The sequence below is a fragment of the Sphingopyxis sp. L1A2A genome (assembly GCF_005502465.1).
Classification (GTDB): Bacteria; Pseudomonadota; Alphaproteobacteria; order Sphingomonadales; family Sphingomonadaceae; genus Sphingopyxis.
Genome location: NZ_SCOT01000056.1, coordinates 1 through 13808 on the forward strand (window position 1 = coordinate 1; position 13808 = coordinate 13808).

Annotated in this window: 14 protein-coding genes and 1 pseudogene; 6 read left to right on the forward strand and 9 right to left on the reverse strand. The window is 65.5% G+C overall.

Going from position 1 to position 13808, the window contains the following annotated elements; genetic code table 11:
- A pseudogene (locus FFS68_RS18070) lies at window positions 1-257 on the reverse strand (hypothetical protein); the annotation flags it as partial.
- A 132-nt stretch (window positions 258-389) separates the two neighbouring features.
- Between FFS68_RS18070 and queF the strand changes: the two are divergent.
- Both queF and FFS68_RS17285 read left to right on the forward strand, forming a co-directional pair.
- On the forward strand, window positions 390-860 hold the full coding sequence (queF, locus tag FFS68_RS17280) for a preQ(1) synthase (RefSeq protein WP_137754442.1): 471 nt from the start codon (window positions 390-392) through the stop codon (window positions 858-860).
- Between the two features lie 45 nt (window positions 861-905).
- The gene (locus tag FFS68_RS17285) at window positions 906-1316 is read left to right on the forward strand and encodes a thioesterase family protein (protein WP_137754443.1); all 411 of its coding nucleotides are present in this window, start codon (window positions 906-908) and stop codon (window positions 1314-1316) included.
- A 24-nt stretch (window positions 1317-1340) separates the two neighbouring features.
- Here the strand turns inward: FFS68_RS17285 and FFS68_RS17290 are convergent, their stop codons facing one another.
- From FFS68_RS17290 to FFS68_RS17325, 8 genes are all read right to left on the reverse strand, one after another.
- Window positions 1341-1571 (reverse strand): hypothetical protein, encoded by a 231-nt coding sequence (locus tag FFS68_RS17290; protein WP_137754444.1) that lies wholly within the window; start codon window positions 1569-1571, stop codon window positions 1341-1343.
- Between the two features lie 94 nt (window positions 1572-1665).
- Window positions 1666-2952, reverse strand: a complete 1287-nt coding sequence (locus FFS68_RS17295) for a cytochrome P450 (RefSeq protein ID WP_137754445.1) — start codon at window positions 2950-2952, stop codon at window positions 1666-1668.
- Window positions 2953-3010: 58 nt separating this feature from the next.
- A complete protein-coding gene (locus tag FFS68_RS17300) occupies window positions 3011-3460 on the reverse strand; it encodes a hypothetical protein (RefSeq protein WP_137754446.1) in 450 nt (149 codons plus the stop codon).
- On the reverse strand, window positions 3457-5025 hold the full coding sequence (locus FFS68_RS17305) for a helicase HerA-like domain-containing protein (protein ID WP_137754454.1): 1569 nt from the start codon (window positions 5023-5025) through the stop codon (window positions 3457-3459). The genes FFS68_RS17300 and FFS68_RS17305 overlap by 4 nt, the downstream gene beginning before the upstream one ends.
- A 603-nt stretch (window positions 5026-5628) precedes the next feature.
- Complete coding sequence (locus FFS68_RS17310; protein WP_137754447.1) at window positions 5629-5997, reverse strand: VOC family protein; 369 nt, start codon at window positions 5995-5997, stop codon at window positions 5629-5631.
- 121 nt (window positions 5998-6118) lie between these two features.
- Window positions 6119-7612, reverse strand: a complete 1494-nt coding sequence (locus FFS68_RS17315; RefSeq protein ID WP_137754448.1) for a trypsin-like peptidase domain-containing protein — start codon at window positions 7610-7612, stop codon at window positions 6119-6121.
- Window positions 7613-7741: 129 nt separating this feature from the next.
- Complete coding sequence (locus tag FFS68_RS17320; protein ID WP_137754455.1) at window positions 7742-8593, reverse strand: protease modulator HflC; 852 nt, start codon at window positions 8591-8593, stop codon at window positions 7742-7744.
- Window positions 8593-9765, reverse strand: coding sequence for a protease modulator HflK (locus FFS68_RS17325; protein ID WP_137754449.1), 1173 nt, complete (start codon window positions 9763-9765; stop codon window positions 8593-8595). The genes FFS68_RS17320 and FFS68_RS17325 overlap by 1 nt, the downstream gene beginning before the upstream one ends.
- Before the next feature lie 91 nt (window positions 9766-9856).
- On the opposite strand from FFS68_RS17325, the gene FFS68_RS17330 reads away from it, so the two are divergent.
- The 4 genes from FFS68_RS17330 to FFS68_RS17345 form a co-directional block, all read left to right on the forward strand.
- Window positions 9857-10846: an Mrp/NBP35 family ATP-binding protein gene (locus tag FFS68_RS17330; protein WP_137754450.1), complete on the forward strand. Its 990-nt coding sequence runs from the start codon at window positions 9857-9859 to the stop codon at window positions 10844-10846.
- A 6-nt stretch (window positions 10847-10852) separates the two neighbouring features.
- Window positions 10853-11275, forward strand: a complete 423-nt coding sequence (locus FFS68_RS17335; protein ID WP_137754451.1) for a CoA-binding protein — start codon at window positions 10853-10855, stop codon at window positions 11273-11275.
- Window positions 11272-11868, forward strand: coding sequence for a hypothetical protein (locus FFS68_RS17340; RefSeq protein ID WP_137754452.1), 597 nt, complete (start codon window positions 11272-11274; stop codon window positions 11866-11868). The genes FFS68_RS17335 and FFS68_RS17340 overlap by 4 nt, the downstream gene beginning before the upstream one ends.
- Window positions 11869-11961: 93 nt before the next feature.
- Window positions 11962-13808 (forward strand): molybdopterin cofactor-binding domain-containing protein (locus tag FFS68_RS17345; RefSeq protein WP_137754453.1); only part of this gene is annotated, 1847 nt, incomplete at its 3' end.

Consider the following 13808-nt stretch of genomic DNA (forward strand, 5'->3'; position numbering starts at 1 on the left):
GGGGTGGGCTGCGCGCCGCGGCGTTCGCCCGGCGCGACGGGCGGCAACCCGTTGTCTGACGGCCCCTGAACGCCGGGTGCGCGCCCGTCATCGGCAGGCGGCAAGCGGAAGATCGATGAGGGTGCGGGGGTTGGCGCCGGGGTCGGGGTGCCCGTATCCTGGGCGAGCGCAGGCCCCGCGCCTGCCAAAGAGAGCATCAGCGCAACCAGCGGCCACGCCGCCGCCCTGCTTGCCTGCCCCATCTTCCTGTCCGTCATTATCGTTCCGCGATCCCGAATATTGCATTTTTGGTCGGCGCCGCTGAATTGGCGCTGAACTCGGCCGTTTCCCCATCCGATCGATGACATCCGATCGGTGACAAGCGCCGCGCTGCGCCCTAGACGGTTTCCATGAGTGATTCCAGCCATCCGCCGCTCACGCCGAAACATCTTGGCCAATCGAGCGACCTTCCTGCCGCGCCCGAGGCGGCGATTCTCGACTATGTCGCCAATCCGCGCGTTGGCGAGCTGTACCTCGTGCGCTTTGCCGCGCCCGAATTCACCTCGCTCTGCCCGGTCACCGGCCAGCCCGATTTCGCGCATCTGGTGATCGATTATGCGCCCGGCAAAACAATCGTCGAATCAAAAAGCCTGAAGCTGTTCCTGGGGTCGTTCCGCAACCATGCGGGATTTCACGAGGATTGCACGGTCGGCATCGGCCGCCGCCTGTTCGACGAGATGCAGCCGCTATGGCTGCGCATCGGCGGTTACTGGTATCCGCGCGGCGGCATCCCGATCGACGTCTTCTGGCAATCGGGTCCGCCGCCCGCCGGGCTATGGCTGCCCGATCAGGGCGTCGCGCCCTATCGCGGGCGCGGATGAGATTTCATCTTTCCGTCACATATTGTTGACACTAGTGTAAACGATATGACCGCAGCCTCACGCCCGCACGACCACGCCATTGCCGTCGGTTCCGACCAGATCGATTTCATGGGGCACGTCAACAACGCCCATTATCTCAGCTGGGTGCAGGAAGCGGTGCTGTCGCACTGGCGCCACATCGCGCCGCCCGACGCGGTCGCCGCGCATCTGTGGGTCGCGCTGAAGCACGAAATCACCTATCGCCGCCCGGCCTTCCTCGACGACCAGGTCATCGCGACCGTGATCCTCGAAAAGGTCCAGGGCGCGCGCGCCTTTTACGAAACGATCATCAAGCGCGGCGAGGATGTGCTGGCCGAGGTCAAATCGAGCTGGTGCTGCATCGACGCCGAAACGCTGCGCCCGGCGCGGCTGGCGAGCGATGTCATCGCGCGTTTCTTTCCGGGTGAGAAGGTTTAGACGGCGGCCAGCGCCGCAGACGAATTACGGGCTTACCGGATCGTCGTCGCCGTCGACCGCCAGCCAGATGCCACCAGCTATGATCGCGAGTCCGAGCAGGATCGGAAGCCAGTTAGCGCCTTCGAGCTCATTCTCGCCTTCGATCGCGGATACCGCACGGGCACCGTCGAAAGCGGGCGCTGCCGAGGCTGCGACCGGCGAGAGGATCATCGACGTTGCTGCGATCGAGATCGCAGCCTTTTTCCAGAGAATCATGGCAAACTCCTTGTTGCAGATGAGATGAAACGCAGCCGAAAGGCAGTTTGGTCCATTATCACTGCGCGTTGCGCTGGCTCCGCGTCGGATCGAGTCAGGCCGCCGCGAAGCGGATCGGCAGGCGTTTCAGCCCGCCGACGAACACCGATTCGACGCGGGCCGGTTCGCCGGTCAGTTCCAGGCTTTGAATCCGCGGCAACAGCTCTTCCATCAAGATCCGCATCTCCATCCGCGCCAGATGCTGGCCAAGGCAGACATGCGCGCCGAAGCCAAAGGCGATCTGCTGATTCTTTTCGCGGTCGGGGTTAAACGCGAACGGATCATTGAACACAGCCTCGTCGCGGTTGCCCGAAACATAGTTGAGCATCAGCCAGTCGCCCGCGCGGATCGTCTGGCCGCCGATCTCGACATCCTCCTTCGCGCTGCGCATGAAATGCTGGACCGGGGTGGTCCAGCGGATCGCTTCCTCGATCAGCCCCGCCTTGTCGGCCTCTGCGGCGCGGAAACGTTCGAACAGCGCTGGGTTCCTGGCCAGTTCCATGATCGCCCCCGCGGTCGAGGCGCTCGTCGTGTCGTGCCCCGCGGTCGCGACGATCATATAATAGCCCGACATTTCGCGGTCGGGGATTTGTTCGCCATTGATCGTCGCATTGGCAATCACCGTCGCGATGTCCTCGCGCGGATTGGCGCGGCGGTCGGCGGTGAGCGCGGCGAAATATTGGGTGAAGTCGGCGATGACATAATCGAGCATCGCGATCGCCTGTTCGGCGCTGGTAATCGCTTCCCTGCTCCGGTTGAGTTCGGGGTCGGTCGGGCCGAACAATTGCTGGGTCAGCATCAGCATCCGCGGCTCGTCCTCGGGCGGCACCCCCAAGATGTCCATGATGACGCGCAGCGGATAATGCGCCGCGACGTCGCGGGCAAAATCGCACTCCCCGCCCTGCGCCAGCATCTGATCGACCGTCTCGCGCGCGATTTGCCGAATGCGCTCTTCGACGATTTTCAGGTTCTTGGGCATGAACCAGCTCTGGGTCAGCAGTCGGTATTTCATATGATCGGGCGCATCCATCTGGACCAGCGAGCGGATCAGATGGCCGTCATTGTTCGGGGTCGCGGCGCGCGCCAGCGCCTCGCCGTCGCGATTGGTCAGCACCGTCGGGCGGATGCCATTGGCGAAACGCTGCGGATCGCGGCTGATCGCCATGATGTCGGCGTGGCGGGTAACGAGCCAGAACGGGTCGTGATCGTGGTTCTCGGCCACCGCCAGCGGCGCATTGGCGCGCGCCCAGCTCAGCTGTTCGTGCAGCGGATCCCATTGGCCGTATGCGACGGGGTCGACGACGGCGGCGGCTACCTCTCCAGGCAATATCGGTTTTGTCATGCAACCTATGCTGCCGCGATTCGCGGCGGGAGTCGAGGGTTTAGGCGCCGACCGGTCGTCAAGCGATCTGCGGCGCGCCTGCGGGCATCGCGCTGGCCCATTCGGCGCGCGCCTTGCGGATCATCGCCTTCAGTGAGTCGGCGTTCTGCTGCCAAGCCGATGCACTCGCGGCGCTCCACGCTGGTCGGGCCGCCAAGCCCAGTTCCTCGACCGTCATGTCGATGAAGGCGTCATATTCGGCGATCGGCAGCGCGCCGTAACTGCGGTGGGTGAACACCAGTTCGGCGACGAGCGGCCACACCCAGCCTTCGTCCTGCGCCAGCCCCAGCATCATCTGGAGCGTTTCGTCGGTCATCCGCCGCGATGCGGCATCGACCGAAATGAAGCTGGCGCGGCGGTCGGGATAGGCGGCGAAGAATCGCTCGAACAGCGCGTGACGAATGTCGATGCCCGCGTCAGCGACGGCGATCAGGCTCGCCTCCATCAGCGCGGCATCGGCGTCGCTCATTTGAACAGGCTGCCCAAGATCCCGCGCATCAGTTGGCCGCCGAATTTGCCCGCGACCTGCCGCCCGATGCTCGTCGCCGCCGAGCGTGCCGCCGATTGCACCATTTTTTCGGTCATCGACGGCTTGGCGGCCTCGCGCGCCGCTGCCTTTTCAAGCCGCAGCCGCTCGCGCTCTTCGGCGGCTTTCACCTTGGCCGCTTCTTTCGCAGCGATGGCTGCCTGCTTGTCGGCTTCGACCTGCGCCTTCGCCGCAATCGCTGCGGCCTGCGCCTGATCGGCCTTCATCGCGAGCAGTTCCTCGGCGCTTTCGCGGTCGACGGCGGTGTCATATTTGCCCTCGACGGGCGAGATCGATTTGATGATCGCGCGCTCCTTGGCGTCGAGCGGCCCGGCGCGCGAGCAGGGCGGCTTGATCAGCGTGCGTTCGACCGGCGACGGGGCGCCATCGGGCATCAGCAGCGACACCAAAGCCTCGCCGACCTTCAATTCGGTGATCTCGCGCGCGACGTCGATCTTGGGGTTGGGGCGGAAGGTGTCGGCGGCGGCTTTGACCGCTTTCTGGTCGCGCGGGGTGAAGGCGCGCAGCGCGTGCTGGACGCGGTTGCCGAGCTGGCCCGAGACATCCTCGGGAATGTCGATCGGATTTTGCGTGACGAAATAGACCCCGACGCCCTTCGACCGGATCAGACGGACGACCTGTTCGATCTTTTCGGTCAGCGCCGGCGGCGCATCGTCGAACAGCAGATGCGCCTCGTCAAAGAAAAAGACGAGCTTGGGTTTGTCGGGGTCGCCAATCTCGGGCAGCGTTTCAAACATTTCCGACAGCAGCCAGAGCAGGAAGGTCGCATAGAGCTTCGGGCTCGCCATCAGCTTGTCGGCGGCGAGGATGTTGACATAGCCGCGGCCATTGTCGTCGCAGCGGATCATGTCGTGGATGTCGAGCGCGGGTTCGCCAAAGAAATGCGCGCCGCCCTGGCTTTCGAGCGTCAGCAATTGTCTTTGAATGGTGCCGACGGTCGCCTTCGACACATTGCCATATCTGGTGGTGAGTTCGTCGGCGTTCTCGGCGCACCAGACGAGCATCGCCTGCAAATCGCCGAGGTCGAGGAGCAGCAGATTCTGTTCATCGGCGACGCGAAAGGCGATCGCGAGCACGCCCTCCTGCACTTCGTTCAGCCCCATCAGCCGCGCGAGCAGCAGCGGCCCCATTTCGGAAATGGTGGTGCGGATCGGATGCCCCTGTTCGCCGAACAGATCCCAGAAGATGACGGGATTGTCGCGGTACGCCCACTCGCTGTCGCCGATTTCGGCGGCGCGGGCGGCAAAAATTTCGTGCAATTTCGACATCGGGCTGCCCGCCATCGCCATGCCGGCGAGATCGCCCTTCACATCGGCGACGAACACCGGGACGCCGACCGCCGAAAAACCCTCGGCCAGCCCCTGCAGGGTCACCGTCTTGCCGGTGCCGGTCGCCCCGGCGATCAGCCCGTGGCGGTTGGCGCGTTTGAGCACCAGCGACTGGCGCGGACCATCGGCCGCGCCGCCGCCGCCGAGGCCGATATAGATTTCGCTTGCCGTGCTGCCGTCAGTCACTGTGCTTTTCCTCCACTTGGGCACCTCTCTATCGATCTAGAGTGACGGGGCGAGACAGGCAATCGGCAAACCCGGATGCGGCGGCGGTTGCCGGTTGGGGAAGGAACGGCGGAAAACTGCGCAACTTCACTCGCAAATCGCGACGAGCGACCGCTGTGCCGACGCCTTAAGGCGACAAAAGATACGGATGTGGCCGCCGGAGCGGCCGCCTTTGTCGCTTTAAAATAGCGGCGCGTGCCGGAGGTCCGGGAGTAGCATATGAGAGGAAGCGGCTGTGTCATCCGAGATCGTAGATCATGCCGGAATAATTTAGGAAAGGCTTTTTGGATAATGCCCGACGGTGGCGGCCGACGATTGATTGCGGACTTCGCATGTTCTTACTCTCTCCCCTTGAGGGAGAGATACGAAGGCTTGGCAGCTTGCTGCCTAGCCGCAGTTGAGAGGGGGTCTACCCCGCGGGCGGTCCACCCCCTCACCAAGCTTCGCTAGCTCCTTGCGGAGCAAGCTGCGCTATCCTCTCCCTCAAGGGGAGAGGATAGTATGTCCGCTCTCCACACAGACGTCGGCACCAATCCATCACCCCATGATGAAGGCGTTGAGCTTATTCCCGTCGGGATCGCGGAAATAGCCGGCGTAAAAGCCTTCGCCGCGCGGTCCCGGGGGGCCTTCGCAGGTGCCGCCGTTGGCGAGCGCGATGTCGTAGAGGCGCTGGACCTGGTCCTTGTCCGCCGCCTGCAGCGCCACCATGACGCCGTTGCCGACGCTTGCGGCATTGCCGTCGAACGGCTTGGTCAGCCCGATGCCGGCCGCACCGCCCGGCTTGCCCCACGCGATGAAGGTGTCGAACTCCATCATCCGCGGGGTGTCGAGCTCGGCGGCGATCGCGTCGTAAAAGACCGCGGCTTTCGTCAGATCGTTGGTGCCCAGGGTCACATAGCCAATCATGATTCTTCTCCCGACTCGTTAGCGTTGGAACATAATAAGAACATAGGCAGCGCGGCGCAAATAAAAAGGGCGCCGGACCGGATGGTCGCGGCGCCCTTTATATAGGCAAGGATGCGGGGGCTTATTTTACCCGGACCGCGATAAACGCCGACGGATTACCACGACGCAAAATTTCAAGCAGCACCGCGTCGCGGCCTGCCCGCTTGGCATCGGCAACGGCTTTCGCCAGCGCGTCGCTGGTCGTCACCGGCACCCGATTGGCGCTGAGGATCACGTCGCCGCGGCGCAGCCCCTTGCGGCCCGCATCGCTGTTGGCCGAAGCGGCACCGATGACCAGACCCTTGGTATTGGCATCGACCCCGACCGCGCGCGCGATGTCGGGGGTGACGACCTGCACCGCCAGGCCCAGTTCTTCCTGGATCGCCTTGTCCGCCGCGCCGGTCGCATCCTCGGGCTCGGTCTGCTCCGCTTCAGGATCGAAGGTGGTGCCCGCCAGCTCTTCCTCGGGCGGCCGCGTGCCGACCAGGACGTTGAGCGTCATCGGCTTGCCGTCGCGAATGATTTCAAGCGGGATGCGCGTGCCGGGTTTGGTGTTCGAGACGATGTAGGACAGGGTCTGCTGCGGCGTGACCTCGCGGCCATTGACCTTGGTCACCACGTCGCCGCGCTTCAGCCCGGCCTTTTCGCCTGCCTGCGCCGGTTCGACGCGCTGGATGAACTCGCCGCGATCCTTGGGCAGGCCAAGCGCCGCCGCCAGATCCTCGTCGACCGGCGCGATGCCGATGCCGAGATAGCCGCGCTGGACCTTTTCGCCCGCACGCAGCGCGTTGATCACCGGGATCGCCGCGTCGGCGGGGATCGCGAAATTGACGCCGATATTGGCGCCGACGGGCGAGATCAGCATGTTGTTGATGCCGACGACATTGCCCTGCAAATCGAACAGCGGGCCGCCCGAGTTGCCGCGGTTGATCGCGGTATCGGTCTGGATATAGCGGTCGTAGGCGCCGCCCTGGCCGATGTTGCGCTGAACCGCCGAGATGATCCCCGCGGTCACCGTCGAGCCGAGACCAAGCGGATTGCCGATCGCGACGACCCAGTCGCCGACGCGCGCCGTGCGGCTGTCGGCGAATTTCACGAACGGCAGGCCGGTCGCATCGATCTTGAGCAGCGCCAGATCCGACGCGGCATCACGCCCGACGATCGTCGCGCGATATTCCTTCTGGTTGGTCAGCGTCACCGTGACCTGATTGACCGCCTCGCCGCGCGGGCCGCCCGAAATCACATGGTTGTTGGTGACGATATAGCCGTCGGCCGAAATGAGGAAGCCCGAGCCGCCGCCCTGCTGTTCCTGGGTGATCGGCTCGCGCGTCCCGGCAAAGGGATTGAGCCGGACGCCCAGTGTCACATTCTGCTTGGTCGAGATATTGACCACCGCGGGCTGCAGCTGCTCGACCAGATCGGCGAAGCTTTCGGGCGCGCCCGAACGCGGCACAACCTTGGCGATTTCGCTCTGTTCATTCTGCGCGACCTGCGCGCCGACGGGGGATTGGGTGACCAGCGCCAGCGCAGTCCCACCCGCCAGCAAGGCCGAAGTGATGCCATAAACATAACGCACGATCGGTAATCCTCTTCTCATCCGAAAAACTCAATAACCCCGGCTGCGGCGGTCTGCGGCGCAGCGGCTGAACGCCAATTGAACATGAACGGGCGCTTTCGGTTCCATTCACCGGCGCGCCGGATCGCATCAACCGCCGCTGAAGCGCTTCAGATATTCATTGTCGGGCGACATGATGATCGACGTGCCGCCTTGGTTATTCTCGCCCAGGAAGGTCTGGCGATAGCTCTGCATGGCGCGGTAGAAATCGTAAAATTCGGGATCCTTGCCAAAGCTGGCGGCATAGATGCGCGCCGCCTCGCCATCGGCGTTACCGCGGATGATCTGCGCTTCCTTTTGCCCTTCGGCGCGGATCGCGGTGGCTTCCTGCTGGCGCGCCGAGCGCATGCGGTTATACGCTGCGATCAGCGTCGCGCCTTCGGGCAGGTCAGCACGCTTGATCCGCACATCGATGACCTCGGCGCCATATTTATTCGCCTCACGGTTCAGCGCGACCTGGATATTGTCCATCACCGCGCCGCGTTCGGGCGACAGCAGGGTCGCAAAGGTGCGCTTGCCAAGCTCGTTGCGCAGCGACGAGCCCAGGATCGTCGCGAGCTGTTGCTGCAACCGCTCCTCGGTGCGGATCGCGGTATACATGCGCACCGGATTGGTGATGCGGAAGCGCGCAAAGGCGTCGACCTGCAACCGCTGCTGATCGGTCGACAGCACCTGCTGGCGCTCCATGTTCACGCCCATGATGCGCTTGTCGATATATTGGATGCCGTCGGTGAACGGCACGCGCAGGACGAGGCCCGCGCCCGAACTGCCGAAATCCTCATTCGCCTTGTAGCGGTTCACGGTGCGCTCGATTTCACCGAAGCGCAGGATCAGCGCCTGCTTGTCCTCGGGGACGATCGCCAGCGACTGCGACAGGATGACGAGCAGCGCGACGACCCCGACGAGCAGGCGCACGGGGTTCTGGAACAGCGAAGTCAACATCATTCGCCTCCCTTCGTCGCCGCGGCGGGCGGCGTGGCGGGAATCCGTTTCTGGACCTCGTTGAGCGGCAGATAGGGGGTCACCCCGCGCGCTTCGACGACGGTCTTGTCGACATTCGACAACACATTCTCCATCGTTTCATAATAGAGGCGCTTGCGGGTCACCCCCGGCGCCAGCCGATATTGTTCGTAAATCTGGTCGAAGGCGGCGGTGTCGCCGCGGGCGCGTTCGAGCACCTGCTGTTGATAGGCGCGCGACAGGTTGATCGCCGATTCGCGCTCCTGCAGTGCCGCGGTGACCTCCTTGAACGCATCGTCGACCTGGCTCGGCGGGTCGGCCTGGCGGATCGCGATGCCCTGGATAGCAACGCCGGCGCGATATTGGTTGAGCAATTCCTGCATGCGTTGCTGCACCTGCGCCTCGATCTCGACGCGGCCGGGGCCGATCGCATCGGTCAGGTTGAAATTGGCAACGGTGGCGCGCATCGAGCTTTCAGCGACTTCGCGGATCGTGCCCTCGGGATCGGCGAGCTGGAAAAAGAACAGCTCGGGATCGCGCACCGACCAGCGCACTTCATAGGCGAGGTCGACCAGGCTCTGGTCGCGGGTCAGCACGAAATTTTCGTCGGTCGCATTGGGCGAACCGACCGCCATGGTGCGGATCGCCCGCACGTCTTCGAGCCGGATGCGCTCGATCGGCGCCGGCCAGGTGAATTTCACGCCGGGGCCGACGGTGCGCGAATAGCTGCCGAGGCGGGTGACGACGCCTTCCTTTTCGGGCGGCACGATGTGGAAGGACGAAAAGATCACCCACAGCACCGCCGCGGCGAGCACGCCCCATTTCCAGAATTTCGCCGAATCGCCCAGGTTGAACTGACCGCCGCCGCCCGAGCCGCCGCCGCCAAAGCCGCCGCGCCCCTTGCGCAGCAGCTCGTCGAGCGCCGAGGGGCCGCGCGGCTTGCGGCCGCGATTGATGTCGATCGGATCGGGGGTCACCCACGGGTTGCGCGGGCCGGGGCGTTTGCCATCGCCGCCGCCCTTGCCGCCGTCGTCGTCGCCCTTGCCGGGACCACTGCCCCACGGGCTTTTGGTCATCTGAAGGATCGACCCGAAAAATTGCCGCAATCCGCTGGGGCTGCGGCGTCCGATGTTGCCGTCGATATTATCGTTCATAAGGCTTTTATAGGGTCGGCGCGCGCGATTAACAGGGGGGGCGCGCGAAAATGGCTGGCAATTGACCCGCGCATGCCTATCTGCCGCGGACATGACCGATCAAAGCGCCGCCATCGCCCGCCTGACCGCCGCCGCCGCCGAACTGAGCGACGGGCGAACATCGGGGCTGCGTTTGCTCGATGATGCCGGATTGCTGGCGGTCGTGCTCGACGTGTCGGGGCTGGCGGCCGAGGATCGCCAACCGCTGGAGGACAAGCTGCGCGCGGGCCTGCTGTCCGAAGCGGGGGTCAGCGAAGTGCGTATCGCGATGACCGCCGAGAAAAAGGCGATGACGATCATCGCGGTCGGCAGCGGCAAGGGCGGGGTCGGCAAATCGACCCTTGCCGCCAATCTGGCGGTCGCGCTGTTGCGGCTGGGGGTGAAGGTCGGGCTGGTCGATGCCGACATCTATGGCCCCTCACAACCCCGCCTGATGGACAGCGAGCATGTGAAACCCGAATCGCGCGGGTCGAAACTGATCCCCGTCCCCAACGCTTATGGCGTGCCGATGCTGTCGACCGGGCAGATCGCCGCGCCGGGACAGGCGATCGCGTGGCGCGGTCCGATGGCGGGCAAGGCGCTGGAACAATTGGTCGATGCGAGCTGGGGCGACATCGACACGCTGATCGTCGACCTGCCGCCGGGCACCGGCGACGTTCAGCTGACGATGATCCAGAAGCACAAGCCCGCGGGCGCGGTGATCGTGTCGACGCCGCAGGATCTGGCGCTGATGGACGCGACGCGCGCGGTCAGCCTGTTTGAACAGGCCGCGGTGCCGATTGTCGGGCTGGTCGAAAATATGGCGGGGTATGCCTGTCCGCATTGCGGCGAAGTCAGCGATCCGTTCGGCAGCGGCGGCGCCGAGGCGGCAGCGAAGGTGATGGGGCTCGACTTTCTGGGCCGCGTCCCGTTGTCGATGGGCATCCGGCTGGCGAGCGATGGCGGCGTGCCGCCCGCCGCCGGAACCGACCCGGCGGGCGAGCCGTTCCATGCCATAGCGGCAAAGGTCGCCGCGTGGCTGCAAGCGCGCAAACAGGGGTAAAGCGATATGGCGATCAACGACGAAGGTGAAATCCGCGACCTGCTCGGGCAAAAGCGCCGCATCGCGGTGGTCGGCGCGTCGCCCAACCCGGCGCGCGCGTCGAACGGTGTGCTCGCCTTTCTCCTGGCGCAGGGCCATGATGTGATCGCGGTCAATCCAGGCCATGCCGGCAAGACCATCCATGGTGCGCCGGTCGTCGCAACGCTCGCCGATGTCGAACCGCCCGCCGAGATCGTCGATATTTTCCGCAACAGCGACGACGCCGGGTCGGCGGTCGACGAAGCGATCGTTCACGGCGCCAAGGCGGTGTGGATGCAGCTGGGGGTGATCAACGACGCCGCCGCCAAGCGCGCCGATACCGCGGGGCTGATGGTCGTCATGGACCGCTGTCCCAAGATCGAGATTCCGCGGCTGGGGCTGCTGCGGTGAAGGCCGCGCTGGCGCTGCTCGCCGCGACCGCACTGGCCGGTTGTGCCTCGACTCCGGTTCCCGCCAAGCCGCAAGATGCCTTCTTCGCCGACCTGACCGCGCGGTGCGGCCAGGCCTATGCGGGCAAACTGGCCAGCAATCAGGACGCCGATGCCGATATGCGCGGCAAGGCGATGGTGATGCATATCCGCCGCTGTACCCCCGACCGCATCGAAATCCCGTTCCACATCGACGGCGTCGGCCCCGACGGCGGCTGGGACCGCTCGCGCACCTGGATCATCACCCGCACGGCGACCGGCCTGCGGCTCAAGCATGATCATCGCCACGCCGATGGCAGCAAGGACGAGCTGACGATGTATGGCGGCGACACCGCCGACGCCGGGACGGCAATGCGCCAGACCTTTCCGGTCGACGCCGAATCGATTGCGCTGTTCACCCGCACCGGGCGCAGCGTGTCGAACAGCAATATCTGGTCGGTCGAGACCACCGCGGACGGCTATACCTATGGCCTGAGTCGCGAAGGGCGCGATTTCCGCGTGAGCTTTGACTACCGCCAACCGGTCGCCCCGCCGCCCGCACCCTGGGGTTGGTAAGAAACGCTCCTCGCTGTCGCACCGCGACAGGGAGGATGGCATTGCTTCAAAAGCCTTTGCCCTTGCGACTCGCGCCGCTTATCAGCGTCGGCGATGGCGGGTATTCGCGACACCATGGATTTCAAAAAGCGGCGCCTGCCGCACGTCAGTCGCCGCCAGATGCTGGTCGGCGCGACCGCGGCGGGCGGGCTGGCGATCGCGTGGAGCCTGTGGCCGCGCGATTATCAGCCCAATCTGACCGCCGCCCCCGACGAGCATGTCTTTAACGCCTTTCTGAAGATCGGCGACGACGGGCATATCAGCGCCGTCGTCCCGCAATGCGAGATGGGTCAGGGCGTCACGACGCTGCTGCCGCAGATCATGGCCGACGAGCTCGGCGCCGACTGGCGGACGATCGCGGTCGAAACCGCGCCGATCAGCCCGCTTTATACCAACACGCTGCTGGTCGACGAGGATAGCGCGGTGTTTACCCCGCGCGCCGGGGTGCCCGATTTCGTGTCCGACGTCCGCAGTTGGGCGCGGCGCGAGTGGGCGGTACGCCACGCGGTGATGCTGACCGCGAACAGCTCGTCGGTGCGAATGTTCGAGGGACCGTGCCGCGCCGCCGCCGCGCAGGCGCGGGCGCTGCTCATGATGGCGGCGGCGGCGCGCTGGGACGCCGACTGGGAAGACTGCGACACGCAGGACGGCTTTGTCCTGTTGGGCCAGAAGAAGCTGCGGTTCGGTGAGGTTGCGGCTGCGGCGGCACGCCTCGAACCGCCCGCCGAACCGATCTATCGCGCCAGCAGCGGCGACCCGCTCTATGGCAAGGAGCTGACGCGGCTCGACCTGCCCGCCAAGATCGACGGGTCGGCCAATTATGCCGGCGACATCCGCCTGCCCGACATGGTGTTTGCCGCGATCCGCCAGGGGCCGCTGGGTGCGACGCGGCTGAAGGGTATCGACCGCACCAAGGGAATGGCCGCGCCCGGCCTGCTCCATGTCGTCACCCACGAGCGCTGGGTCGCGGCGGTGGCGCGCAACTGGTGGGCGGCGAACCGCGCGCTCGACCGCTTTGCGCCGGTGTTTGAAACCGCGGGGACGCCGATTTCAACGGACCGCATCGATGCGGCGCTGAAGCAGGCATTGAACGATGGCGGCTATCGCATATCGAGCAGCGGCGACGTCGCCGAAGCGATGACCGGGCGCACCAAGATCGTCGCCGAATATGCCGTCGCCCCCGCGCTGCATGCCGCCGTCGAAACGCGCACCGCCACCGCGGCGCCCGACGGCGGGCGGCTGCGCGTGTGGGTCGCGACGCAGGCACCCGCGCAATGCCGCGACGCCGTCGCGCAGGCGACCGGGCTGGCGGCGGGCGATGTCATCCTGTTCCCGATGATGGCGGGCGGATCGTTCGATGCCTGTCTGGATCATAGCGCCGCGGTGCAGGCGGCGATCATCGCGCTGGAGGTCAAGCGCCCGGTCCAGCTCGCCTGGTCGCGCGCCGAAGAAATCATGCGATTGCCGCCGCGCGCGCCGGCGCGGGCGCGGCTGAGCGCGACGCTGAACGCCGCGGGCGGGATCGACGCGCTGGTGACGCGGATCGCGGTGCCGCCCACCAATCATGAGGTGCGCGCGCGGTTGTTCGACAATATCCCCGCCGACGTCGCCCAGCGCGCGGAGGCAGGCAGCGCCGACGCCGCCGCGGTCGAGGGCGCAGCGACCAGCTATGCCCTGCCCCATCATGCGGTCGACCATTGCCCCGCCGACATCGGACTGCCGACCGGGCGCTGGCGCGGCAATGCCGACAGCTACACCGCCTTTTTCACCGAATGCTTCATCGACGAAATGGCGACGCGCGCCGGCACCGATGGCTTGTCCTATCGCATGGCGATGCTTGGCAACGCGCCGCTGCTCGCGCGCTGCCTGCTCACCGCGACCAGCCTTGGCGGGTGGGAGGG

Excerpts from the sequence above, each read along its gene's own strand:
- FFS68_RS17290 (WP_137754444.1), bottom strand. The coding sequence starts at position 1,571 with ATGATTCTCTGGAAAAAGGCTGCGATCTCGATCGCAGCAACGTCGATG.
- FFS68_RS17300 (WP_137754446.1), bottom strand. The coding sequence starts at position 3,460 with ATGAGCGACGCCGATGCCGCGCTGATGGAGGCGAGCCTGATCGCCGTC.
- FFS68_RS17310 (WP_137754447.1), bottom strand. The coding sequence starts at position 5,997 with ATGATTGGCTATGTGACCCTGGGCACCAACGATCTGACGAAAGCCGCG.
- FFS68_RS17295 (WP_137754445.1), bottom strand. The coding sequence starts at position 2,952 with ATGACAAAACCGATATTGCCTGGAGAGGTAGCCGCCGCCGTCGTCGAC.
- FFS68_RS17330 (WP_137754450.1), top strand. The coding sequence starts at position 9,857 with ATGACCGATCAAAGCGCCGCCATCGCCCGCCTGACCGCCGCCGCCGCC.
- queF (WP_137754442.1), top strand. The coding sequence starts at position 390 with ATGAGTGATTCCAGCCATCCGCCGCTCACGCCGAAACATCTTGGCCAA.
- FFS68_RS17325 (WP_137754449.1), bottom strand. The coding sequence starts at position 9,765 with ATGAACGATAATATCGACGGCAACATCGGACGCCGCAGCCCCAGCGGA.
- FFS68_RS17335 (WP_137754451.1), top strand. The coding sequence starts at position 10,853 with ATGGCGATCAACGACGAAGGTGAAATCCGCGACCTGCTCGGGCAAAAG.
- FFS68_RS17320 (WP_137754455.1), bottom strand. The coding sequence starts at position 8,593 with ATGTTGACTTCGCTGTTCCAGAACCCCGTGCGCCTGCTCGTCGGGGTC.
- FFS68_RS17285 (WP_137754443.1), top strand. The coding sequence starts at position 906 with ATGACCGCAGCCTCACGCCCGCACGACCACGCCATTGCCGTCGGTTCC.